This is a genomic window from Micromonospora sp. WMMD558, assembly GCF_049315255.1.
GTDB lineage: Bacteria > Actinomycetota > Actinomycetes > Mycobacteriales > Micromonosporaceae > Micromonospora.
Map to the genome: position 1 here is coordinate 3,621,488 of NZ_CP186061.1, position 21,151 is coordinate 3,642,638.

Annotated in this window: 20 protein-coding genes; 14 read left to right on the forward strand and 6 right to left on the reverse strand. The window is 72.6% G+C overall.

Annotated elements, in window-relative coordinates; genetic code table 11:
- Positions 1–14 precede the first annotated feature (14 nt).
- From fabI to ACN26Y_RS17540, 3 genes are all read left to right on the forward strand, one after another.
- A complete protein-coding gene (gene fabI, locus ACN26Y_RS17530; protein WP_155331294.1) occupies positions 15–782 on the forward strand; it encodes an enoyl-ACP reductase FabI in 768 nt (255 codons plus the stop codon).
- A 107-nt stretch (positions 783–889) separates the two neighbouring features.
- Positions 890–1,921, forward strand: coding sequence for a ferrochelatase (locus ACN26Y_RS17535; protein ID WP_155331295.1), 1,032 nt, complete (start codon positions 890–892; stop codon positions 1,919–1,921).
- Complete coding sequence (locus ACN26Y_RS17540) at positions 1,870–2,736, forward strand: HAD-IIA family hydrolase (protein ID WP_196255872.1); 867 nt, start codon at positions 1,870–1,872, stop codon at positions 2,734–2,736. Before ACN26Y_RS17535 ends, ACN26Y_RS17540 begins: the two co-directional genes overlap by 52 nt.
- Before the next feature lie 6 nt (positions 2,737–2,742).
- Here ACN26Y_RS17540 and ACN26Y_RS17545 read toward each other — a convergent pair whose 3' ends face one another.
- Positions 2,743–3,501, reverse strand: coding sequence for an alpha/beta fold hydrolase (locus ACN26Y_RS17545; protein WP_422733033.1), 759 nt, complete (start codon positions 3,499–3,501; stop codon positions 2,743–2,745).
- Positions 3,502–3,529: 28 nt separating this feature from the next.
- On the opposite strand from ACN26Y_RS17545, the gene ACN26Y_RS17550 reads away from it, so the two are divergent.
- Positions 3,530–4,135 carry a TetR/AcrR family transcriptional regulator gene (locus ACN26Y_RS17550; protein WP_155331298.1) on the forward strand — a complete coding sequence of 202 codons (606 nt, stop codon included), beginning with the start codon at positions 3,530–3,532 and terminating at the stop codon, positions 4,133–4,135.
- Positions 4,136–4,436: 301 nt separating this feature from the next.
- Here ACN26Y_RS17550 and ACN26Y_RS17555 read toward each other — a convergent pair whose 3' ends face one another.
- Positions 4,437–5,231 carry a hypothetical protein gene (locus ACN26Y_RS17555; protein ID WP_155331299.1) on the reverse strand — a complete coding sequence of 265 codons (795 nt, stop codon included), beginning with the start codon at positions 5,229–5,231 and terminating at the stop codon, positions 4,437–4,439.
- A gap of 225 nt (positions 5,232–5,456) precedes the next feature.
- Here ACN26Y_RS17555 and ACN26Y_RS17560 point away from each other — a divergent pair, with 225 nt between their 5' ends.
- Entirely contained in the window at positions 5,457–6,272 is an 816-nt protein-coding gene (locus ACN26Y_RS17560; RefSeq protein ID WP_155331300.1) for a DUF3097 domain-containing protein, read from the forward strand.
- A 69-nt stretch (positions 6,273–6,341) separates the two neighbouring features.
- On the opposite strand, the gene ACN26Y_RS17565 is transcribed toward ACN26Y_RS17560, so the two are convergent.
- Positions 6,342–7,649, reverse strand: coding sequence for a serine hydrolase domain-containing protein (locus ACN26Y_RS17565; RefSeq protein WP_422733034.1), 1,308 nt, complete (start codon positions 7,647–7,649; stop codon positions 6,342–6,344).
- Between the two features lie 277 nt (positions 7,650–7,926).
- Between ACN26Y_RS17565 and ACN26Y_RS17570 the strand changes: the two genes are divergently transcribed.
- From ACN26Y_RS17570 to ACN26Y_RS17595, 6 genes are all read left to right on the forward strand, one after another.
- Positions 7,927–9,153, forward strand: coding sequence for an RNA-guided endonuclease InsQ/TnpB family protein (locus ACN26Y_RS17570; protein ID WP_155331302.1), 1,227 nt, complete (start codon positions 7,927–7,929; stop codon positions 9,151–9,153).
- 86 nt (positions 9,154–9,239) lie between these two features.
- The gene (locus ACN26Y_RS17575) at positions 9,240–9,707 is read left to right on the forward strand and encodes an NfeD family protein (protein ID WP_422733035.1); all 468 of its coding nucleotides are present in this window, start codon (positions 9,240–9,242) and stop codon (positions 9,705–9,707) included.
- A 4-nt stretch (positions 9,708–9,711) separates the two neighbouring features.
- The gene (locus ACN26Y_RS17580) at positions 9,712–10,821 is read left to right on the forward strand and encodes an SPFH domain-containing protein (RefSeq protein ID WP_155331304.1); all 1,110 of its coding nucleotides are present in this window, start codon (positions 9,712–9,714) and stop codon (positions 10,819–10,821) included.
- Between the two features lie 144 nt (positions 10,822–10,965).
- Positions 10,966–11,775: a hypothetical protein gene (locus ACN26Y_RS17585; protein ID WP_370463360.1), complete on the forward strand. Its 810-nt coding sequence runs from the start codon at positions 10,966–10,968 to the stop codon at positions 11,773–11,775.
- Positions 11,776–11,954: 179 nt separating this feature from the next.
- Positions 11,955–14,168: a transglycosylase domain-containing protein gene (locus tag ACN26Y_RS17590; RefSeq protein WP_422733036.1), complete on the forward strand. Its 2,214-nt coding sequence runs from the start codon at positions 11,955–11,957 to the stop codon at positions 14,166–14,168.
- A gap of 155 nt (positions 14,169–14,323) precedes the next feature.
- Positions 14,324–14,680, forward strand: a complete 357-nt coding sequence (locus tag ACN26Y_RS17595; RefSeq protein WP_155331307.1) for a hypothetical protein — start codon at positions 14,324–14,326, stop codon at positions 14,678–14,680.
- A 159-nt stretch (positions 14,681–14,839) separates the two neighbouring features.
- Here ACN26Y_RS17595 and ACN26Y_RS17600 read toward each other — a convergent pair whose 3' ends face one another.
- On the reverse strand, positions 14,840–15,391 hold the full coding sequence (locus ACN26Y_RS17600; protein WP_422733037.1) for a hypothetical protein: 552 nt from the start codon (positions 15,389–15,391) through the stop codon (positions 14,840–14,842).
- 183 nt (positions 15,392–15,574) lie between these two features.
- On the opposite strand from ACN26Y_RS17600, the gene ACN26Y_RS17605 reads away from it, so the two are divergent.
- Together ACN26Y_RS17605 and ACN26Y_RS17610 are read left to right on the forward strand one after the other, a co-directional pair.
- Positions 15,575–16,375, forward strand: coding sequence for a helix-turn-helix domain-containing protein (locus ACN26Y_RS17605; protein WP_155331309.1), 801 nt, complete (start codon positions 15,575–15,577; stop codon positions 16,373–16,375).
- Positions 16,366–16,554 carry a DUF397 domain-containing protein gene (locus tag ACN26Y_RS17610; RefSeq protein WP_155331310.1) on the forward strand — a complete coding sequence of 63 codons (189 nt, stop codon included), beginning with the start codon at positions 16,366–16,368 and terminating at the stop codon, positions 16,552–16,554. Before ACN26Y_RS17605 ends, ACN26Y_RS17610 begins: the two co-directional genes overlap by 10 nt.
- A 10-nt stretch (positions 16,555–16,564) precedes the next feature.
- On the opposite strand, the gene ACN26Y_RS17615 is transcribed toward ACN26Y_RS17610, so the two are convergent.
- Positions 16,565–18,406 (reverse strand): thiamine pyrophosphate-requiring protein, encoded by a 1,842-nt coding sequence (locus ACN26Y_RS17615; RefSeq protein WP_155334136.1) that lies wholly within the window; start codon positions 18,404–18,406, stop codon positions 16,565–16,567.
- Positions 18,407–18,533: 127 nt separating this feature from the next.
- The gene (locus ACN26Y_RS17620; RefSeq protein ID WP_422733038.1) at positions 18,534–19,946 is read right to left on the reverse strand and encodes an endo-1,4-beta-xylanase; all 1,413 of its coding nucleotides are present in this window, start codon (positions 19,944–19,946) and stop codon (positions 18,534–18,536) included.
- A 171-nt stretch (positions 19,947–20,117) separates the two neighbouring features.
- Between ACN26Y_RS17620 and ACN26Y_RS17625 the strand changes: the two genes are divergently transcribed.
- Positions 20,118–21,059, forward strand: a complete 942-nt coding sequence (locus ACN26Y_RS17625; protein WP_370463342.1) for a TrmH family RNA methyltransferase — start codon at positions 20,118–20,120, stop codon at positions 21,057–21,059.
- Positions 21,060–21,151 lie beyond the last annotated feature (92 nt).

Consider the following 21,151-nt stretch of genomic DNA (forward strand, 5'->3'; position numbering starts at 1 on the left):
GAGGACACACCGACATGTCAGGACTGCTGGCCGGTAAGCGGCTGCTGGTCACCGGGGTCATCACCGACGCCTCGATCGCCTTCTCGGTGGCGAAGCTCGCCCAGGAGAACGGCGCCCAGGTCGTGCTCACCGGCTTCGGCCGGCTCTCCCTGGTGGAGCGGATCGCGAAGCGTCTACCCGAGCCGGCGCCCGTGATCGAGCTGGACGTGACCAACGCCGAGCACCTCGCGGGGCTCGCCGACAAGGTACGCGAGCACGTCGACGGCCTGGACGGGATCGTCCACTCGATCGGCTTCGCCCCGCAGAGCTGCCTCGGCGGCGGTTTCCTCGACGCCCCCTGGGAGGACGTCGCGACCGCGCTGCACGTCTCGACGTACTCCTACAAGTCCCTGGCCATGGCCGCGCTGCCGCTGATGTCTCCCGGCGGCGCGGTGGTCGGTCTCACCTTCGACGCGACGAAGGCGTGGCCGGTCTACGACTGGATGGGCGTGGCCAAGGCCGGGCTGGAGTCGGCCTCCCGCTACCTGGCGCTGCACCTCGGCAAGCAGGGCATCCGCAGCAACCTGGTCGCGGCGGGCCCGCTGCGCACCATCGCCGCGAAGTCGATCCCCGGCTTCGATCAGTTCGAGGACGCGTGGACCGAGCGCGCCCCGCTGGGCTGGAGCCTGACCGACCAGGAGCCGGCCGCCCGCGCCTGCCTGGCGCTGCTGTCGGACTGGTTCCCGGCCACCACCGGCGAGATCGTCCACGTCGACGGCGGCTACCACGCCCTCGGCGCCTGAAAGGAGGGGCCCCTTCTTAACGTCTCCGGTAGAGGCGGGGCCCCTTCTTAACGCCCGGAATCGGGGGCGTCGTCTGCCCGGTCCGGGCCGCGGGCAAGAATGGGACCATGGTGTACGACGCGGTGGTGCTGGTTTCCTTCGGCGGGCCGGAGCGGCCCGAGGACGTGATGCCGTTCCTGCAGAACGTGACCCGGGGGCGGGGCGTGCCGCCGGAGCGGCTGACCGAGGTCGCCGAGCACTACCTGCACTTCGGCGGGGTCTCGCCGATCAACCAGCAGTGCCGTGAGCTGCTCGCCGCGATCCGGGAGGACTTCGCCGCCAACGGCGTCGACCTGCCGGTCTACTGGGGGAACCGGAACTGGGACCCGATGCTCGCCGACACGGTGGCCCGGATGCGCGACGACGGGGTGAAGCGGGCGCTGGCGTTCGTGACCAGCGCGTTCGGCGGCTACTCGTCCTGCCGGCAGTACCAGGAGGACATCGCCGCCGCCCGCGCCGCCGTCGGCCCGGACGCGCCGGTGGTCGAGAAGCTCCGGCAGTTCTGGGACCATCCCGGCTTCGTCGAGCCGCACGCCGACGCGGTGACGGCGGCGCTGGCCCAGCTCGACCCGGCGAAGCGGGAGAGCACCCGGATCGTGTTCACCGCCCACTCGATCCCCGTCTCGGCGGCGGCCACCGCGGGCCCGCACGGCGGCCGGTACGAGGCGCAGCTCGCCGAGACCGCCCGGCTGGTGCACGCGGCCGCCGCCCCGGACCTGCCGTACGACCTGGTGTGGCAGAGCCGGTCCGGCCCGCCGCAGGTGCCGTGGCTGGAGCCGGACGTCAACGACCACCTGGGCGCGCTGGCCGAGCAGGGGGTGACCAGCGTGGTGGTCAGCCCGATCGGGTTCGTCTCCGATCACCTCGAGGTGGTGTGGGACCTCGACACCGAGGCCCTGGAGACGGCGAAGCAGCTCGGTCTCGACTTCGTCCGTGCCCGCACGCCCGGCACCGACCCGCGGTTCGTCGCGATGGTGCGCGAACTGGTCCGCGAACGCACCGACCCGGCCGGCGCGACGCTGCGCCGCCGACTGGGCGAGCTGCCCATGTGGGACACCTGCCCGACCGCCTGCTGCGTCCCCGCCCGGCGCCCCTCCTGACCGCCCCGGCGGCCCGACACCCCCTGGGAATCACGATGCTTGACCGCAAGCCCGTCGAGAGCTGGCTCACCGACATGGACGGCGTGCTGGTCCACGAGGGCCAGCCGGTTCCCGGCGCACCGGAGTTCATCGCCAAGCTGCGCGCCTCCGGCAAGCCGTTCCTGGTGCTGACCAACAACTCGATCTACACGCCGCGGGACCTCCAGGCGCGGCTGGCCCGGATGGGGCTGGACGTCCCGGAGTCGGCGATCTGGTCGTCCGCGCTCGCCACCGCGCAGTTCCTGGCGGACCAGCGGCCGGGCGGCACCGCGTACGTCATCGGCGAGGCCGGGCTGACCACGGCCCTGCACGCGGTCGGCTACGTGCTCAGCGATTTCGCGCCCGACTACGTGGTGCTGGGGGAGACCCGCACCTACAGCTTCGAGGCGATCACCAAGGCGGTCCGGCTGATCAACGACGGGGCCCGGTTCATCTGCACCAACCCCGACGCGACCGGCCCCTCGGTGGAGGGGGCGCTGCCCGCCGCCGGGTCGGTCGCCGCGATGATCTCGAAGGCGACCGGTGTGGAGCCGTACTTCGTCGGCAAGCCCAACCCGATGATGATGCGTTCGGCGTTGAACACCATCAACGCCCACTCCGAGTCCACCGCGATGATCGGCGACCGGATGGACACCGACATCCTCTGCGGCCTGGAGGCCGGGCTGGAGACGATCCTGGTGCTCACCGGCATCAGCAGCCGCGCCGAGGCCGAGCGGTACCCGTACCGGCCGTCGCGGATCGTCGACTCCGTCGCCGACCTGATCGACGAGGTCTGAGGCCGGCTACCGCAGGAAGTCGGCGACCGCCGGCGCAAGCGTTTCCGCCGGTACCTGGTGCCATTCGCCGGGGAGGCTGCGGTGGACGGCGTTCGGCAGCATCGCCGCCGCGGTGGCGGCCATGCCGGTCAGATCGCCGCTGCTGCCCGCGCTGTCCAGCACCAGCGTCGGCACCGTCACGCGGCTGAGCAGCGCGGCCGTCGTCTCCTCGCTGAGCTGGCTGTCGTACGCGAAGGTGTGCGCGACCGACGCCATGGCCCGCCAGTGCGGCGAGCCGCGCATGCCGGCCACCATCTCCTCCGGCACGCCGATGCCGGTCAGGAAGAAGGCGACGGTGTCCTCGCCGGACGACTCTCGCAGCGCCGCCGTGAACGCCCGCTGCTCGGCGGAGTCCTCGGCCGGGTCGAGCGGCGGCTCCAGCAGGACCAGCCGGTGAACGTCGAGGCCGGCCGCCGCGGCGTGCAGCGCGAGGAGACAGCCGGACGAGTATCCGTACAGCGACGCGGGTGCGCCGACCGCCGTGACCAGCGCGGCGAGGTCCTCGACCTCCCGTGCCGGCGCGTACGGCGGGGTGTCGGCGCTGTCGCCGCGCCCGCGGCGGTCGTAGCGGAGGACGGTGAATTCCGGGGCGAGCTGGTCGGCGAGTTCGCGGAGGGAGCTGTTGGCCCGGAAGTGGCCGGCGGCGTCGATGAGGACCAGCGGCGGCCCCGACCCGGTGCTCTCGTACGCGATGCGGGTGCCGTCCCGCGAGGTGACCGTGGGCATGAACTGAACGGTACAGTACAGTTTTGGTGTGCGGAAAGACCTGAAACGGCGGACGATCCTCGACGCCGCCCTCGCCGAGTTCCTGAAACACGGCTACGTCGGCGCCGGGATGGACCGTGTCGCCGCCCGGGCCGGCGCGTCCAAGGTGACGGTGTACGCGCACTTCGCCGACAAGCACGCCCTGTTCGAAGCGGTGTTCACCCGGGCGGTCGCCGACGCCGAACAGGCCGGCTCGGCGTTCGTCGACGCGCTCGCCGAGTCCGACGACCTGCCGCGTGACCTGGGGGCGTTCGCCCGTGAGCACATCGTCGGCGTGACCCGGCCGCACCTGATCCAGCTGCGGCGGATGCTCATCGCCGAGGCGGGCCGCTTCCCCGACCTGGCCCGCGCCTGGCACCGCGCCGCGCCCGAGCGCGCCCACGCCACCCTCGCCGGTGTCATCACGCGGCTCACCGAGCGGGGGCTGCTGCGCGCGCCCGACCCGCTGCTCGCCGCGCAGCACCTCAACTACCTGATCCTGTCGATCCCGCTGAACGAGGCGATGTTCGGCGTCCGCGACACGTTCCCCGAGGCGGACCTGCACCGCTGGGCCGACGAGGCGGTGCGGGTCTTCCTAGCGGCGTACGGGACGTAAGGATCGCCGGAGACCCCGCCGGCACCCTCGGGTGGCCCCTCGCTCCGCCGTCCCCGACTGTCCCGCGTCCCTCCCTTTGCTCTGCTTCAACGGACGCAACGGTTTTGTGCCGGAACCGGTGCGTGGGTTGAAGCAGAGCAAAGGGGCCGACGGGTATGTCGCCCGGCCGGAGAGGCGACCCGATCGGAGCGAACACGGCAGGCCGGGCCGGCGCGGAGGCGAACACGCAGGCCGGGCCGGTGCCAAGCGAGTACGGCACGCGGGGCGGACGCGGCGACCGGACCGGTGGGGCCGGCGTGGGCTACGCGCGCAGCGGGGCGTTGCAGGCGGCGACCAGCGCCTGCCGGCAGGCGGTGGTCAGTGGGCGCAACGCGGCGTCGCGCTGCTGGGCCTCGTAGTTGTTGATCGCGCCGCCGGGCGCGGCGTGCCCGGCCAGGGCGAGCACCCGGTCGAGTACGGCGGCGCGGGCGAACAGCCGGCGGGCGCGCGGGTCGAAACCGGGCGGCAGGTCGGTGGTGCCGTCGGGGCGGCGCAGCGCCTCCAGGGCTCCGGCCAGCTCGGGGCGCCACTGCGCCACGTCCAGCCGGGTCAGTGCCGCGGTGGTCTCGGCCAGCGCGGCGGCCAGCTCGGCCTCCGCCTCGGCGGCGCCGGGCAGCGCGAGCGACGCCGCCGGGGCGTCGGCGGGCAGCGGGTAGACCCGCCACAGCACCGTCTCGAACGTGTCCCCGGAGCCGGAGGTGTGCGTGCGGACCTGCGGGATCAGGCCGAGCGCGCCGGCCACCACCGCCTCGCCCGCGAGCAGCGCCGCACCGGCGAAGTCACCCGGCCCGGGCAGCCCCCGCGGGTCACCCGGGGCGGGCAGCACCAGGCGGATCTCGTCCGGCGAGAGCTTGGCGAGGGTGGGCAGGGCCTCGGGCAGCGGGACGTCGGTCCAGGTGCCGGGGGCGTCCGCGACCAGGTGCTCCTCGTCACCGGCGATGGCGTCGGCGACCTCGTCGAAGGGCACCAGCCCGGCGCGCCACGCGCGTACCCAGGCAACGAACCGGCTGGACCGGCGCGGCGCGATGGTGGCGGCGCCCGCTGCGGGGGTGGACATGCCGAAAGGGTACGTGCTGACGACCGCCCCTGTCTCGACTGCCGCCCGTGCCGTCGGTCTCCCGCGCCCTGCTCGTCCCACTCTCACCGATCATGGAGTTGTGGTGGACGTTTCTGGCGTTCCGTGGCCTTTGTCAGGCACCGCAACTTCGTGATCGACGAGGGCCGGGCGGGCGGGCGGCGTGGCGGGAGCGGGACGCGGGCACGGGTCGTTAGCGTGATCGGCATGGTGGGGCGGTACGACCAGGACGTGTTGGCGGGGGACTGGCGGCGGCGCAAGGTCACCCCGGAGGTGGACGCCGAGATCGACCTCGTGGTCGAGGACGCCGACTCGGGTTTCTGCGGGGCCGTCGTCGGTTTCGAGTCCGGCGCGGTGGTGCTGGAGGACCGGCACGGGCGGCGGCGCAACTTCCCGCTGCTGCCGGCGGCGTTCCTGCTCGACGGCCGGCCGGTGACGCTGCGCCGTCCGGCACGCCCCACGGTGCCGGCGGCCCGGCGGCGCACCGCCTCCGGCTCGATCGCTGTGGACAACGTCCGCGCCCAGGTGGCCAAGGCCAGCCGGATCTGGGTGGAGGGGATCCACGACGCCGCCCTCGTCGAACGGATCTGGGGTGACGACCTGCGCATCGAGGGCGTCGTGGTGGAGCCACTGGACGGCATCGACGCCCTCGACGCGGAGGTCCGCGACTTCGCGCCCGGCCCGGGCCGGCGGCTCGGCGTCCTCGTCGACCACCTCGTGCCGAACTCCAAGGAGAGCCGGATCGTGGCCCGGGTGACCTCCCCGTACGTGCTGGTGACCGGGCACCCCTACGTCGACGTGTGGCAGGCGGTCAAGCCGGCGGCGCTGGGCATCGCGGCGTGGCCGGTGGTGCCGCCCGGCCGGCCCTGGAAGGAGGGGGTCTGCGCCGCTCTCGGCGTGGCCGAGCCCGCCGACATGTGGCGGCACATCCTCTCCCGGGTGGACAGCTTCGCCGACGTCGAGACACCACTGATCAACGCGATGGAGCGCCTGATCGACTTCGTCACCGAGCCGGAGGACTGAGGGGCCGCCCGGCACGTCGCGGGGGCCGGCCCGGCCCTGGCGCTGAGCCGGTCCGACGCCGCCGAGACCTCACGGCTCCTCGTCCGGGCTGCGGGTGAAGACGAACGTGGCGATGTCCAGCGCCACGGCCGCGCCGGCCCCGTCGCGCAGCACCGACAGGATCTCACCGTCCTCCGGCCCGGAGCGGCCCCGCCAGCGGTCCGGCCCCTCCACGGCGAACCGGCTGACCCGCTCGCCGCGTACGGCGGCCACCAGCTCGCCGGCCTCCCAGGTGACGTCCATCGGCACGCCCATCCACCACCAGCGCCCCGCCAGCCGGGCCACCTCGTCCGGCGGCGCGGCGGCGGGTCGCCAGGGCGCCGGGGGCACCGGCTCGGCGTCCAGCACCAGGTCGAGCAGCCGCAGGGCGAGGCCGCCGATCCCGCCCTTGCGGAAGCCGTACGAGTTGGCGAAGCCGACCACGGCGGTGCGGCTCGCCCGGTGCACCGCGAGGGCGGCGACGTAGCCGGGCATCGAGCCGCCGTGGCCCACGTACACACGGTCGCCGCGCCGGTGGAGTTCCAGGCCGAGACCGTGCCCGCCGGTCCACGACTCCAGGTCGCTGATCACCACCGGCGCGCACATCTCGGTCACCGTCTCCGGCGTGAGCACGTCCGGGGCGGGGTCGGCGAGGAACGCCGCCCAGCGGGCCAGGTCCGCCACGGTGGACCAGAGCTGACCGGCGGGGGCCATCGCGCCGGTGTCCGTCCGGGGCTCCTCCCGCAGCGTGTCGGTCCAGGGGTGGACGACGTAGCCACGGGCGAACGGCTCGGTCGCGGCGTACGTGGTCCGGCGCATGTCGAGCGGCTCCAGGATCCGCTGCCGCAGCAGGTCCGCCCAGGCGGTGCCGGTGACCCGTTCGAGCACGCCGCCCAGCAGCCCGTAGGCCAGGTTCGAGTAGTGGTACGACCGGTGCGGCGGGTAGGCGATCTTGTCGGCGTGCAGCCCGGCGAGCAGTGCCGCCAGGTCCCCGCCCTCGGCCCGCTCCCACCAGGAGCCCACCGGCTCCCGTTGCAGGCCGCTCGCGTGGCCGAGCAGGTGCCGCAGGGTGAGCCCGCCGACCGGGGTGCCGGGCAGGTGCCGGTCGAGCGGGTCGTCCAGCGCCAGCCGGCCCGCGTCGCGCTCCTGCAGGACCAGGGTCGCCGTCATCGTCTTGCTGATCGAGCCGATGCGGTACTGGAGGTCGGCGTCCGGGCGGGGGGTGTCGCCGGCGGTGGCGAGGTGGGCGAGCGCGCCGTCCCGAACCAGGCCGATCGCGAGCGACGGCGTACGTCCGGCGGACTGCGCCTCGGCGACCAGGGTGTCGATCCGGCGGGCGGTCTCGGGCAGCAGGGACACAGGCTCTCCTCCTGGCGCGGCTGCCCGAAGCCTACTGATCACGAAATGCGTAGCACGCAGAACCGGGCGTTGGGCGTAGGGCCCGCGTGTCAGTTGTGGACGGACGGCGGGTCGTGCTCAGCTGTACGCTGGCTGGGTGTCCGCCATGGGGTTGCGGGAGGGTTCAGGTTGCTTGCTGCTGGCTGGCGGCGTCGTAGGTCAACTCGTGCTTCTGGCGGCTACGGTGGCGCCCGCTGGCGACGGTGACGTAGTACGTGGAGCAGGCCAGGGGCGTTGAATGTTGACCGGCCGTCGTTACCTGCTCGCGTTGACCGATGAGCAGGCCGCCTATGCCGAACAGGTTGGTGCGGCGTGCCGGGCAGTGTGGAACACGGCGTTGGAGCAGCGCCGTGAGTACCGTCGACGTGGGGCGTTCATCGGCTATGTGGGCCAGGCTCGGCAGATGGCTGAGGCGAAGAAGGACCCGCATTGCGCGTGGCTGGCCGACGCTCCGTCGCACGTGCTGCAGCAGACGTTGCGGGACCTGGAACGGGCCTGCAAGGCGCATGGGACGTGGAAGGTGCGGTGGCGGTCCAAGTCGCGTACCGCGCCGTCGTTCCGGTTTCCCGATCGCGAGCAGATCGTAGTGCGTCGGCTCAGTCGGCGGTGGGGTGAAGTGCGGCTGCCGAAGTTTGGAGCGGTGCGGTTCCGGTGGAGTCGGCCGCTCGGCGGCGCCGTCCGCAACGCTACCGTCTCGCGCCGCGGTGGGCGCTGGTACATCTCGTTCTGCGTTGAGGACGGCGTGGCCGAGTCGGCGCCCAACGGGAAGCCGCCAGTCGGCGTCGATCGGGGTGTAGCTGTGGCGGTGGTCACCTCCGACGGCGACCGGCACGACCGGGGGTTCGTCACCCCAGGCGAGACGGTCAGACTGAAGCGGTTGCAGCAACGCTTGTCCCGTTCGTTGCGGGTGCATGGCCGTAACCGCCGGTCGAATCGTCGCGATCGGATCCGAGGTGAGTTTGCCCGTCTCAATGCCCGTATCCGCGACCGGCGGGCTGACTTCGCAGCGCAGACCGCCGTGCAGCTCGTTCGCGACCACGGCTTGGTCGTCGTGGAGGATCTGCGGATCGCGAACATGACCGCCAGCGCCAGGGGCAGCCTCGAGCAGCCCGGCCGTAACGTGCGGCAGAAGGCTGGCCTGAATCGGGCCATTCTCGCCAAGGGCTGGGGGGCGTTCCTGGTCCAGATTGAGCACGCCGCCCGCTACCATGGGGCGACCATTGTCAAGGTCAACCCCGCGTACACGTCGCAAACCTGCAATGCCTGCACGCATGTCGCCCGACAGTCCCGCGAGAGCCAAGTGGTCTTCCGGTGCGTCGCCTGTGGGCACCAGGACAACGCCGACGTGAACGCGGCCAAGAACATCCTCGCCGCCGGGCTTGCGGTGATCGGGCGTGGAGACCTCGCCGCTGGGCGGTCAACGAAGCGCCAACCACCCCAACGGCTACGGCCTGAAACGCCTTAGCTACGGGGATCCCCCGGCTAAAGCCGTGGGGTGGAGGCCAACATGACAGTTCGATGACACTGGCATTCGCGTGTCACGATCGTTACGTGGACGCGGTGCTGTGGATCGTGCTCGGCGTGGTGCTCGCCATCGCCGAGATCTTCACGACGACGCTTTTCCTGATCATGTTCGCGGTCGGCGCGTTCGCCGCCGCGGGCGCCGCGGCGCTGGGCGCCCCCGTGGAGATCCAGGCGATCGTCTTCGCCGTGGTCTCGGCGTTGACCGTGCTGGGCGTCCGCCCGGCGCTGCGCCGGCGCTCCACGTCGGCCGGCGGCGAGGAGCCGTTCGGCGTGGGGGCCATCGAGGGGTCCACCGCCCTCGTGCTGGAGCGGGTCGACACCGACCACGGCCTGGTCAAGATCGACGGCGAGTTGTGGCAGGCCCGCTCGTACGACGCGACCCAGGTCTTCGTCCCGGGCGACCGGGTGCAGGTGATCCAGGTACGCGGCGCCACCGCCCTGGTGTGGCGGGACGACGTTTCTTCCCCCGGCGAGCTACCCGACGCGAAAAGGTGAGCATATGGAACTCGTGTTCCCGGTCCTGCTGATAGCCGTGGCGGTGATCGCGGTGGTGACCCTGGCGAAGTCGGTGCGCATCGTGCCGCAGCAGCGCCAGGACGTGGTGGAGCGGCTCGGCCGCTACAAGCGCACGTTGAACCCGGGGCTCAACCTGCTGGTGCCGTTCGTCGACTCGGTGCGCACCAAGGTCGACATGCGGGAGCAGGTGGTCAGCTTCCCGCCGCAGCCGGTGATCACCTCGGACAACCTGGTCGTCTCGATCGACACGGTCCTCTACTTCAAGGTCGTCGACTCGGTCCGGGCGACGTACGAGATCTCGAACTTCCTCCAGGCCATCGAGCAGCTCACCGTCACCACGCTGCGGAACGTGATCGGCTCCCTCGACCTGGAGCGGGCGCTCACCAGCCGCGAGGAGATCAACCGGCACCTGTCCGGCGTGCTCGACGAGACCACCGGCCGGTGGGGCATCAAGGTCACCCGGGTGGAGATCAAGGCGATCGAGCCGCCGCCGAGCATCCGTGACTCGATGGAGAAGCAGATGCGCGCCGAGCGGGACCGCCGCGCCGCGATCCTCAACGCCGAGGGGCACAAGCAGTCGCAGATCCTGACCGCCGAGGGTGAGAAGCAGGCGGCGGTGCTGCGCGCCGACGGTGACCGGCAGGCGCGGATCCTCCAGGCGGAGGGCCAGGCCAAGGCGATCCGCACGGTCTTCGACGCGATCCACCAGGCGAACCCGAGCCAGAAGGTGCTCGCGTACCAGTACCTGCAGGCGCTGCCGCAGATCGCCAACGGCACCGCCAACAAGGTCTGGATCGTCCCGGCCGAGCTGACCAAGGCCCTCGAGGGCATGGGCGGCGCGTTGGGCGGGCTGAGCCAGATGGTCGGCGACGTCCCGTCGCCGGAGGCCTCCGACGGCGCGAGCCAGGTCGAGCGCGAGGCCGCCGAGGCGGCGCAGGCCGCGGCCGCCGCCGCGCAGGAGATCCACGACGAGGTACGCGTCGCCGAGGCGCAGGCCACCGGCGGCAAGGCGCCGCAGGGGCTCCCCGCGCCGGAGCCGGTCTCCCCGGCCAGCCTCCTCAGCGACCCCGCCGACCAGCGCGAACGGGGCTGATCCGGTAAACCCGGGCCAAAACCGAGAACTCCTCATGGGGCGCTCCGGCGCCTGCCACCATCGGTCCTAGGACGGGCGGTGACCAGGCCTCGGGGCGCCCCGGCGTGTCCCGCACCGCTCGTGCAGGGAGCGAGGTCACCCATGATGGATCCGGCGAAGCGGTCACGGTCCTCGGCGGCGGTGCCGGGCGCGCACGACCCCGCCGGGCCGCTGGGCACCCGGCGTACCGGCGGGGGCTTCGGGGTGCTGCCGTTCGTCGGCGACCCGCCGCCCGCGGCGCCGGCCACCAACGCCACCTGGGCCTGGTCGCTGCGACGGCTGGCCCGCGCGGCGGTGTGGCTGCTTCCCGCGTACGCGATCCTCTACGGCCTCGTGTCGATGGCCAGCGACGGCGGGATCGGCAACGACCCGTACCCGGCCGACGGGCGTCCCCTCTACCTGGTGGGGTGGGTGGTCGCGGTGTGGCTCGGGTTGCTGGCGGTGCTCGCCCTGACCGGCCTGCTCGCGGCGACCCGCAGCCGCCGCGGTGCGGTGGCCGGCCTGTTGCTGGGCCTCGCCGGCACCGTGCTCATGCTGCCGTTCGCCGGCCTGGCGGAGGAGACGCCGGTCTTCGGCACCACCGCCCGCACGCTGGTGCTCGTCGGCGCGACGTTCTACAGCCTGGCGTGGCTGTCGATCGGCTGGGCGGTGGCCCGCTCCGGCATGTTCAGCATGGGGGACGGCGCGATGCTGATGATCGCGGCGCCGCTGCTCGGCCTGGGCGGGTCGCTGATCGGCTCGTTGCAGACGTTCGGTGCGATCTTCGTGCTGATCGCCGGTATCGGCATCGGTTACCGTTCCGGCCGCCTGCTGCCGCGCGACATCATCCGCGACGCGACGAACGCCAGCGTGGCAACCTCCACCCCCACCCCCGGCACCCCCGGCACCCCCGGCGGCCCCCTGGCGGCGGGCTGACGCCCCAGCTCCTGTCGATCATGGAGTTGACGGGCGTGTCGATCTCCACATCACCCGCCAACTTCATGATCGACCAGGTCGGCGGCGGCTGGGAGAGGGCTGGTTACTTACCGTGAGGTTGCTGACAACGGCCTGCTCAGGGTGGTCGGTTGGCGGCTTTCGTGGCAATCCTGGGGACCATGGCCTCCCGTACGCCGCTGGCGCGGCTGTTCACCGTGCTGCTCGCCGGCCTCGTCGCCGGCCTGATCCTGGCGGTCGCCGCGCTGCCGGGGAACCTGCTGGTCGGGTTCGCCGCCCGCGCGGCCCTCGGGGGCTACTCGGCGCTGCCCGACGCGCTGCGCACCCCGGCCACGCCGCAGCGCTCCTACCTCTACGCCAACGACGGCAAGACGTTGATCACCACGTTCTACGACGTCAACCGCACGGACGTGCCCCTCGACGAGATCGCGCCGGTGATGCGGCAGGCCATCGTCGCGGCCGAGGACCGCCGCTTCTACAGCCACGGCGGCGTCGACCTGCGGGGCATGGCCCGCGCCCTGGTCGCCAACGTCCGCGGCGGCGAGACCGCGCAGGGCGGCTCCACGCTGACCATGCAGTACGTCCGCAACGTCCTCAAGAACGACCCCGGCCGCACCGCCGAGCAGCGCGCCGCGGCCACCGAGCAGACCGTCGAGCGGAAGCTCCAGGAGATCCGGTACGCGAACGCGCTGGAGGACAGCCTCAGCAAGGACGAGATCCTCAACCGCTACCTGAACATCGCGTACTTCGGGTCCGGGTCGTACGGCATCGCGGCGGCCAGCCAGCGCTACTTCGCCAAGGCGCCGGCCGACCTGACCCTGGCCGAGGCGGCCCTGCTCGCCGGGCTGGTGCAGTCGCCCGAGGCGTACAGCCCGATCGACGGCGACGCCGACGCGGCGCTGGACCGGCGGGCGTACGTGCTCGACGCGATGGTCGCCACCGGCGCGGCCACCGCCGACCAGGCCGCGACCGCCAAGGCCGAGAAGCTCACGTTGCGCCCCACCGCCCAGCCCAACGGCTGCACCGCCCCGGCCGGCGGACACGACGACTGGGGCTTCTTCTGCGACTACCTGCGCCAGTGGTGGCTCACCCAGCCGGCCTTCGGCGCGACCGTCGAGGAGCGGGAGCAGGCGCTGCGCCGCGGCGGCTACACCGTCGTCACCTCGCTGGACCCGCAGGTCCAGGCCACCGCCCAGCAGCAGGCGACCAGCGTCTACGGGTACGACAACAAGCGCGCCCTGCCGATCGCCGCCGTCGAGCCGGGCACCGGCCGCGTCCTCGCCCTGGCGGTCAACCGGCACTACAGCCTCGACGCGAACCCGGACGGGCAGGTCAACCACCCGAACACCGTCAACCCGCTGATCTCCGGCGGCGGCAGCGTCGCCGGGTACCAGGCGGGTTCGACGTTCAAACTGTTCACCATGCTCGCCGCCCTGGAGGCCGGCAAGCCGCTGTCCACCGGCTTCGACGCGCCGAGCCGCCTGCCCACCCGGTACGCCGCCGACGGCGAGGGCTCCTGCGACGGCCGGTGGTGCCCGGCCAACGCCAACCCGGAGTGGATGGACGGGTACCGGATGATGTGGGACGGCTTCGGCCGCTCGGTGAACACGTACTTCGTGTGGCTCGCCGAGCAGGTCGGGCCGGAGAAGGTGGTCGAGATGGCGCAGCGCCTCGGCATCACCTTCCGCGCCGACGCCGACGCCACCTTCGCCGAGAACAACGCCGAGAACTGGGGCGCCTTCACCCTCGGCGTCGCCTCCACCACCCCGCTCGACCTGGCCAACGCGTACGCCACCGTGGCCGCGGAGGGCACGTACTGCAAGCCGCTGCCGGTGGTCTCGGTGACCGCGGCGGACGGCTCGACGGTGTCGGTCGAGCCGTCCTGCAAGCGGGTGCTCGACGCCGACGTCGCGCGGGCCGCCACCGACGCCGCCCGCTGCCCGGTCGGCCAGCAGTCCCCGTTCGGCCAGTGCAACGGCGGCACCGCCACCTCGGTGACCCGGATCCTCGACGGCCGCCCGGTCGCCGGCAAGACCGGTAGCTCCGAGGGCAACGCCACCGAGACGTTCGTCGGCTTCACCCCGCAGGTCGCGGTGGCCGGCATCGCCGCCAACCCCGACGACACGACCGACGCCGTCGGCGGCCCGGTGCAGGCGAAGGTGATCGACGCGGTGGCCCGGGTGATCGCCACCGCGGTGGCGGGCCAGCCGGAGAAGGCGTTCGCCGCGCCCAGCCCGGCGCTGGTCGGCGACCCGCAGCGCCCGACCGAGCGTCCCGAGCCGGACGACCGCCGCCCGCAGCGCGACGACCGCCGCGAGGACCGCACCGAGGACCCGCTGGAGGAATTCCGCCGCTGGCTCGACCGCCGCGGCTGAGGTGTAAGGAAGGGCCCCTTGTTAACGCCTGGCGTTGTACAAGGGGCCCTTCTTAACGAGCCGGCGCGGTGCCCGTCGGCGGTCGGGCGAGGGCGGGGCTTTTCATGCCCGATTGGCGGGCGCCCGATGTGGACCCGCGGCGATAGCCTGGCCCGATGTATCCGGACGACCCGACCCAGCATCAGCAGCAGCCCGTTCCGCCGCAAGCCGGCTCGTACCCGCCGCCGATGGGGGGCCCGCAGTACCCGCCGCCGCAGGCGTCCGGCCCGTACCCGCCCCAGGCGTACCCCCCGCCGATCGGCTACCACCAGACCACCGTGGCTTCAGGCGGGATTCCCGGCTGGATGCACGTCCTCTACGCCGTCGGCGGCCTGTTCACCTGCGGCATCGCCTGGGTGATCTGGCCGATCCACTGGTGGTTCGCCCAGTCGAAGAGTCGCTCGACGACGACGGTGACCCAGGTCGCGCCGCCCCCGCAGCAGTACCCGCCGCAGCAGTACCCGCCGCAGTAGGGCAGCCGGGCCGATGGACCGCAGCCGGGGCGGCCCTCGAACGGGCGCTTCATCATTGTCCAGCCCTCGCCCCGGTTAGCGGGCTCCTCGTGTGCAGCGCCCTCCCAGCGTCCGTTGCGCTCGGTGAACCGAGGCGGGCCGCCGTCGACCGATGGGGCACTACCGGCGCGGTCGCCTGCCGGGGTGTCGGGTCGCCAGGTCGAGCAGTCGGCGGACCCGGTACGACAGGACGCGACCCTGCCCGAGGGACAGCACGACCTCGGTGCCGGTGTCGCCGTCGACGACCGTGAGAGTCAGCGCCGGCTCCAGGGCCGGAGCGAGGCACCGGGTGAGGGCCAGATAGGCGATGGCCGCCTCCGGCTGGCCGACGCTGATCGGCAGTTGGACGGACCGGTGCTGGCCACGGGTGGTGCAGCCGGCCCGGTCGCACCACGGCGGATGGCCCGGGTTGTGCCGGTCACCCAACTGGCCGGTGGGGTAGACGTGCACGTGTCCGCAGGGCCGGGTGATGTCGGGGGCGAGCGGCACCGGGTGCCCGTGGAGCCCAGCACGGCCGATCGCGGCGAGGGCCTCGTCGGTGTGGACGTGGCAGGTGTAGGCGTTCGCGTCGAGAGAGTCGGCCGAGTAGACCTCGATCCGCGTCGCCGCCGAGTCGCCACACTCCGGCAGCGCGACGGGTAGGGCGTGCGGGCCGACATCACCGTCCATCATGTTCGCCTCCTCGGAGCGGCGCCGGATCGGCCGGGGGACGGACCGATCCGGCGCCGCACGCGCACAGTCTGGTGAGGACACCGTTACGCTCGGAAGCTTCGGCAGGTCGCCGGGGAGCCTGGCCACTCTGCCGGAGAACGGCCGCGAATCGCGGCGGGTCGGCGTAGAGGGGATCGAGAACCGATGAGCGTGTCCGCGTCGGAGTTCCTGCTGGCCGAACTGCGCCGCCAGCGCACCCTGGCCGGGCTCACCCAGGACGAGTTGGGCGAGCGGGCGCACTTCTCCGGCAAGCAGGTCAGCGCCGTGGAGTTGGGCACCCGGCCGCCCCGGGAGGACTACCTCGCCGCGATCGACAAGGCGCTCGACACCGGCGGGCTGTTCGTCCGGCTTTGGTCCGACCTGGTCAAGGACGACGCCGCCCCGGTCTGGCTGCGCGAATGGATCGAGTTCGAACGGGAAGCGGTCCCGCTCCGCTGGTACGAACCGGCCGACCTTCCCGGGCTGCTGCAAACCGAGGCCTACGCCCGCGCCACGCTCGCCGGGGTCCCGTTGCCTGCGGCTCGGGTCGACCAGTTGGTCTCAGCGCGGCTCACCCGTCAGGAGATCCTCCAGCGGGAGGACCCGCCACAGATGCTCGTGGTGATCGACGAGATGGCGCTCCGTCGCCCGATGGTCAACCACGCCTCGGTCATGGCGCAGCAGTTCCGGCTGCTGCTCGACCGCGCGCGGCAACCGAACATCCAGGTGGCGGTGATACCGGCGACCGCCGGCCTGCATCCCGGACTACAGGGCGGCTTCATCCTGGCCACGCTGCCGGACGGATCAGCAGTGGCTCATCTTGACCAGCAGGTCAGGGCACAGGTCGTCGCGCAGGCCGAGGACATCGTTACCCTTCAAGGGATGTGGGAGACGGTTCGTGGCGAAGCGCTGTCGCGGAGTCAGTCGCTCACACTGATCGAGGAGGTGGCGAGGCCATGGATCTGAACGCCGCCCGATGGCGCACGTCGACCCGTTCGGGTTCGAACGGTGGGTCCTGTGTGGAGGTTGCCGACAATCTGCCGGGTGTGGTGCTGGTGCGCGACTCCAAGGACCGCGACGGCGGGACGCTGCGCTTCGAGCCGTACGCCTGGGGGGTCTTCGTCGCCGCGGTGAAGCGCGACTGACCGACGGCGCTCAACCCCGGCGCGGCTTGTACGCGGCGACCGTCGCGGGCAGGCCCCGCCGGAGGATGCCCGCCCAGTCGGTGTCGCCGCGCAAGAGCGCCCCGGCGGTCTTGCGGGCCTGGTCGGCGGTGAAGTGCGGGGGCAGCATCAGCTCGGCGGGGTCCACCAGCGCGTTGATCACGGTCGGCCGGTCGGCGGTCAACGCCCGCTCCCAGACCGCCGGGATCTGGTCGGGGGAGTCGACGAGTTCGCCGCCGAGTCCGAGCACCTCCGCCCACCGGTGGTAGCCGATGTCGGGCAGTTGCTGGCTGTCGGGGAACATCGGCGTGCCCTCGGTGGACCGCTGCTCCCAGCTGACGAACGCCAGGTCCCGGTTGTTGAGCACCAGGACGACGAAGCGCGGGTCGGGCCAGCCGCGCCAGTACTTGGCCACGGTGATCAGCTCGTTGACGCCGTTCATCTGCATCGCGCCGTCGCCGATCAGCGCGACGAGCGGGCGGTCCGGGTGGGCGAACTTGGCGGCGAGGGCGTACGGCATGGCGCCGCCCATGGACAGCAGCGTGCCGGACAGGCTGGCCAGCATCCCGGGGCGGACCTGGACGTGGCGCGCGTACCAGGCGGTCGCGGTTCCGCAGTCGACGGCCAGCATCACGTCGTCGGGCAGCCGGTCGCTCAGGGCGGCGAAGAGCAGTTGCGGGTTGACCGGGTCGGCGGGCTGCTGGGCGAGGTCGCGCTGCGCCTGCCGCCACGCCGCCGTCTCCCGGGTGATCGTCTCCCGCCACCTCGTCGGTCCGGGCCCCGGGCCCAGCTCCCGCAGCAGCGCCCGCAGGGTGGGTGCGGCGTCGCCGGTCAGGTTCACCTCGGTCGGGTAGCGCAGCCCCATCAGCGTGCCGTCCCGGTCGATCTGCACCGCCCGTGCCTGCCCGGGCGGCGGATAGAACTCGGAGTACGGCATGTTGCTGCCGACGATGAGCAGCCGGTCGCAGTGGTTCATCAGGTGCCAGCTCGGCCGGGTGCCGAGCAGGCCGATCGCGCCGGTGACCCAGGGCTCACGGTGGTCGACGGCGGCGAATCCCAGCAGGGCGGTCGCGACGCCCGCACCGAGCCGGTGGGCGACCTCGCGTACCTCGGTCTCGGCGCCGAGCGCGCCCTGCCCGACGAGCATCGCCACCCGCTCGCCGCTGCCCAGCACCTCGGCGGCGCGGCGGACGTCGGCCTCCGGCGGCACGGTCGGGCCGGTGCTCGGCACGCTGCTGGTGTGGTAGTAGCCGTGCGCGTGCGGTGGGTCCGGCACCGCCGGCTTGTCCTGCAGGTCGAGGGGGAGGACCAGGGCGGTGACGGTACGGCGGTCGAGCGCCGTCCGGCAGGCCCGGTCCACCAGGTGGCGGACCTGGGCGGGGTGGTCGACCTGCGCGAGGAACGCCGCGGCGACGTCCTTGTAGAGGGCGAGCAGGTCGACCTCCTGGTAGTAGCCGCCGCCCTCGGCGGTGAGCGCGGTGTGACCGAGCAGCGCGACGACCGGCTGGTGGTCGAGTTTGGCGTCGTACAGGCCGTTGAGGACGTGGATCGCGCCGGGACCGCTGGTCACGAGGATGCAGCCGAGCGGGCCGCCGCCGTACTTGACGTGCGCCGACGCCGCGAAGCCGGCGGTCTCCTCGTGCCGGACCTGCACGAAGTGCGCCTGTTCGTGGGTGCGTTGCAGGGCCGAGGTCATGCCGTTGATGCCGTCGCCCGGATAGCCGAAGTACCGGCGCACGCCCCAGCAGGCCATCCGCTGCACGATGTGGTCCGCGACCGTGGCGTCGCGGGGCAGGGGCCACGGGGCGGCCGGGATGTACCTGTCGCCGTCCATGCTCACCTGATCGGTCCCTCCGCTCGCGCCTGCGGCGGGCGGGTTCCCGGAGCGGACCGGACGAAACGCCACGAAAGGGTGGCGCCCGGTGCGGGGAGGGGGGAACCCGCACCGGGCGCCGGCCCGGTCAGCTCGCCGAGCAGGCCGGGGTCAGGGTGCCGGCGTTGCCGTTGCCCTGGAACCCGAACTCGGTGGTCTGGCCGGAGCCCAGCCGGCCGTTGTAGCTCACGTTGCTGAACCGGACCGCCCCGCTGTTGGCGCTCGGTGTGGCGTTCCACGTGTTGACGAGGGTGACGCCGCCGGGAAGCGTCAGGTTGACCGCCCAGCCGTTGGTGCCGGCGGAGCCGGCCGTGACCCGTACGGTGGCGACGAAGCCGCCGGTCCAGGTCTGCAGCGACACCGTCGCCGAGCAGCCGCCGGGACCGGGCGGGGGCGTGCTGGGCGGCGGCGTCGACGGCGGCGGGGTCGTCGGCGGCGGCGTGGTGCTGGGCGGCGGCGTGGCGCCGCCGTTGAGGGCGTTCAGCACCGCGGTGTACGCGGGCTTCTTGTTGCCGCTGCCGTCGAAGAGCAGCGGGTTCTGCGAGGCCCGCCACGAGTCGGTGTCCCGGATGCCCCAGACCGTGATGCCGTTGCAGCGGGCGACGGCGAGGCAGTCCTCGACGACCCGGCGGTAGGTGTCCGCCGACGCCCCCTCGATGTCCAGTTCGGTGATCTGCACGTCGACGCCGAGCGCGGCGAAGCTGGACAGCGTGGTGCGGTAGTTGCTCGGGTACGGCGACTGGTTGTTGAAGTGCGACTGGAGGCCGACGCAGTCGATCGGCACGCCGCGCTGCTTGAAGTCCTGGACCATGCGGTAGACGGCCTGCGTCTTCGCGTGCGTCCAGTCGTCGGTGTTGTAGTCGTTGTAGCAGAGCTTCGCGTTCGGGTCCGCGGCCCGCGCGGCGCGGAACGCCGCCTCGATCCAGTCGTTGCCGGTGCGCTGGAGGTTCGAGTCGCGGCGGGCGCCGGTGGAGCCGTCGGCGAACGCCTCGTTCACCACGTCCCAGGAATCGATCTTGCCGCGGTAGTAGGTGGCCATGTGGGTGACGTGGTTGAGCATCGCCTGGCGCAGCGCGGTGCCGGACATGTTCTGCATCCAGCCCGGCTGCTGCGAGTGCCAGGCCAGGGTGTGGCCCCGCACCTTCATGCCGTTCGACCGGGCGTGGTTGACGATGCGGTCGGCGTTGGTGAAGGTGAACTGCCCCTGCTGCGGCTCGGTCGCGTCGATCTTCATCTCGTTCTCGGGCGTGACCGAGTTGAACTCGCGGTTCAGGATGCCCACGTACGTACTGTCGGACAGCTTGTTCGCCGCGACCGCGGCACCGAAGTAGCGGCCCTTCTCGCCGGCGGACGCGCCGAGTGTCGTGCCGGCGCTGGCCGTCGGGGCGAGGGCGACGGTCGCGCCGACCAGGGCACCCGTGACCGCTGCGGTCAGGGCGAGGAGTCGGGCGGCGCGGGCCCGGCTCGGTCGGTCCGCACGGGGGACCGGTGGGTTGCTCATGGCGAAATGCCTTCCGGGAGGTCGGATGGTGGGTGCGGGGTTCCGCCGGCGCTGCCCATCCGCGCCGGGCGCGACCCGCCGCAGGCTGCCCGGGTGCCTGCGAGAATTCCGGTGGGGTGCCCATCCGCGCAGATCGATGCTAACGGAATGTTTCCGGAAAGCTCAACCTCGATGTCCGGGGCGGCGTCGGCCGACCAAGATGCTCAACCTGATCGATGCCGTGCCGGCCCCTCAGGACGTTCCGGTAACCGGCCGGCGGGCGGCGTCTGCGGGAGGCGGCGGGCCGTCCGGCAGAATCGTCGGGTGCCCGTCCACCTCATCACCGACCCCGACGACGAGCGGATCGGCGACTACCGCGCCCTCACCGACGTGGAACTGCGGACCCGCTGGGAGCCACCGCACGGCCTGTTCATCGCCGAAGGCGAACTGGTGCTCCGCCGCGCGCTGCGCGCCGGCTACCCGGTCCGGTCGTACCTGGTGGACGCCAAACGAACCGACCAGCTCGCCGACCTGGACACCGGGGACGCGCCGATCTACGCCGCGACGCCGGACGTCCTGCAACAGGCCACCGGATTCCACGTCCACCGGGGAGTGCTGGCGTCGTTCCGGCGTCGCCCCCTGCCACCGGCGGCCGAGGTGCTCGCCGCCGCCCGCCGCGTCGTGATCCTGGAGGACGTCAACAACCACACCAACCTCGGCGCGATCTTCCGGGCGGTCGCCGGTCTCGGCGTCGACGCGGTTCTGCTCTCGCCGACCTGCGCCGACCCGCTCTACCGGCGCAGCGTCCGGGTCAGCATGGGCGAGGTGTTCGCCGTGCCGTACGCCAAACTCGACCCCTGGCCGGACGCGCTCGCCCAGGTGCGGGCGGCCGGCTTCACCGTGCTGGCGATGACCCCCGCCCCGGACGCGGTGCCGATCCAGCACCTCGACGCCGGCCAACGGGCCCGGGCGGCCCTGCTGCTCGGCGCGGAGGGCGCCGGCCTGACCCGGGCGGCCATGGACGCCAGTGACGTCCGCGTGGTGATCCCGATGCGGCGTGGCGTCGACTCGCTCAACGTCGCCGCCGCCACCGCCGTCGCCTGCTGGGAACTCGGCCGCGACGACCCGCTCTGACCGGACCACCGTCGCCGCACCGGCACGGTGGTGCCGCGGCCACTCCGTCCGTGACCGGGCGGACCACCAGGGGTGAGCGTTGCGAGGTCACT

What these genes read in the sequence shown, in the direction of transcription:
- fabI (WP_155331294.1), top strand. Translation starts at nt 15, where the DNA reads ATGTCAGGACTGCTGGCCGGTAAGCGGCTGCTGGTCACCGGGGTCATC.
- ACN26Y_RS17535 (WP_155331295.1), top strand. Translation starts at nt 890, where the DNA reads ATGGTGTACGACGCGGTGGTGCTGGTTTCCTTCGGCGGGCCGGAGCGG.
- ACN26Y_RS17545 (WP_422733033.1), bottom strand. Translation starts at nt 3,501, where the DNA reads ATGCCCACGGTCACCTCGCGGGACGGCACCCGCATCGCGTACGAGAGC.
- ACN26Y_RS17555 (WP_155331299.1), bottom strand. Translation starts at nt 5,231, where the DNA reads ATGTCCACCCCCGCAGCGGGCGCCGCCACCATCGCGCCGCGCCGGTCC.
- ACN26Y_RS17560 (WP_155331300.1), top strand. Translation starts at nt 5,457, where the DNA reads ATGGTGGGGCGGTACGACCAGGACGTGTTGGCGGGGGACTGGCGGCGG.
- ACN26Y_RS17570 (WP_155331302.1), top strand. Translation starts at nt 7,927, where the DNA reads ATGTTGACCGGCCGTCGTTACCTGCTCGCGTTGACCGATGAGCAGGCC.
- ACN26Y_RS17580 (WP_155331304.1), top strand. Translation starts at nt 9,712, where the DNA reads ATGGAACTCGTGTTCCCGGTCCTGCTGATAGCCGTGGCGGTGATCGCG.
- ACN26Y_RS17585 (WP_370463360.1), top strand. Translation starts at nt 10,966, where the DNA reads ATGGATCCGGCGAAGCGGTCACGGTCCTCGGCGGCGGTGCCGGGCGCG.
- ACN26Y_RS17590 (WP_422733036.1), top strand. Translation starts at nt 11,955, where the DNA reads ATGGCCTCCCGTACGCCGCTGGCGCGGCTGTTCACCGTGCTGCTCGCC.
- ACN26Y_RS17595 (WP_155331307.1), top strand. Translation starts at nt 14,324, where the DNA reads ATGTATCCGGACGACCCGACCCAGCATCAGCAGCAGCCCGTTCCGCCG.
- ACN26Y_RS17600 (WP_422733037.1), bottom strand. Translation starts at nt 15,391, where the DNA reads ATGATGGACGGTGATGTCGGCCCGCACGCCCTACCCGTCGCGCTGCCG.
- ACN26Y_RS17605 (WP_155331309.1), top strand. Translation starts at nt 15,575, where the DNA reads ATGAGCGTGTCCGCGTCGGAGTTCCTGCTGGCCGAACTGCGCCGCCAG.
- ACN26Y_RS17610 (WP_155331310.1), top strand. Translation starts at nt 16,366, where the DNA reads ATGGATCTGAACGCCGCCCGATGGCGCACGTCGACCCGTTCGGGTTCG.
- ACN26Y_RS17615 (WP_155334136.1), bottom strand. Translation starts at nt 18,406, where the DNA reads ATGGACGGCGACAGGTACATCCCGGCCGCCCCGTGGCCCCTGCCCCGC.
- ACN26Y_RS17620 (WP_422733038.1), bottom strand. Translation starts at nt 19,946, where the DNA reads ATGAGCAACCCACCGGTCCCCCGTGCGGACCGACCGAGCCGGGCCCGC.
- ACN26Y_RS17625 (WP_370463342.1), top strand. Translation starts at nt 20,118, where the DNA reads ATGTCCGGGGCGGCGTCGGCCGACCAAGATGCTCAACCTGATCGATGC.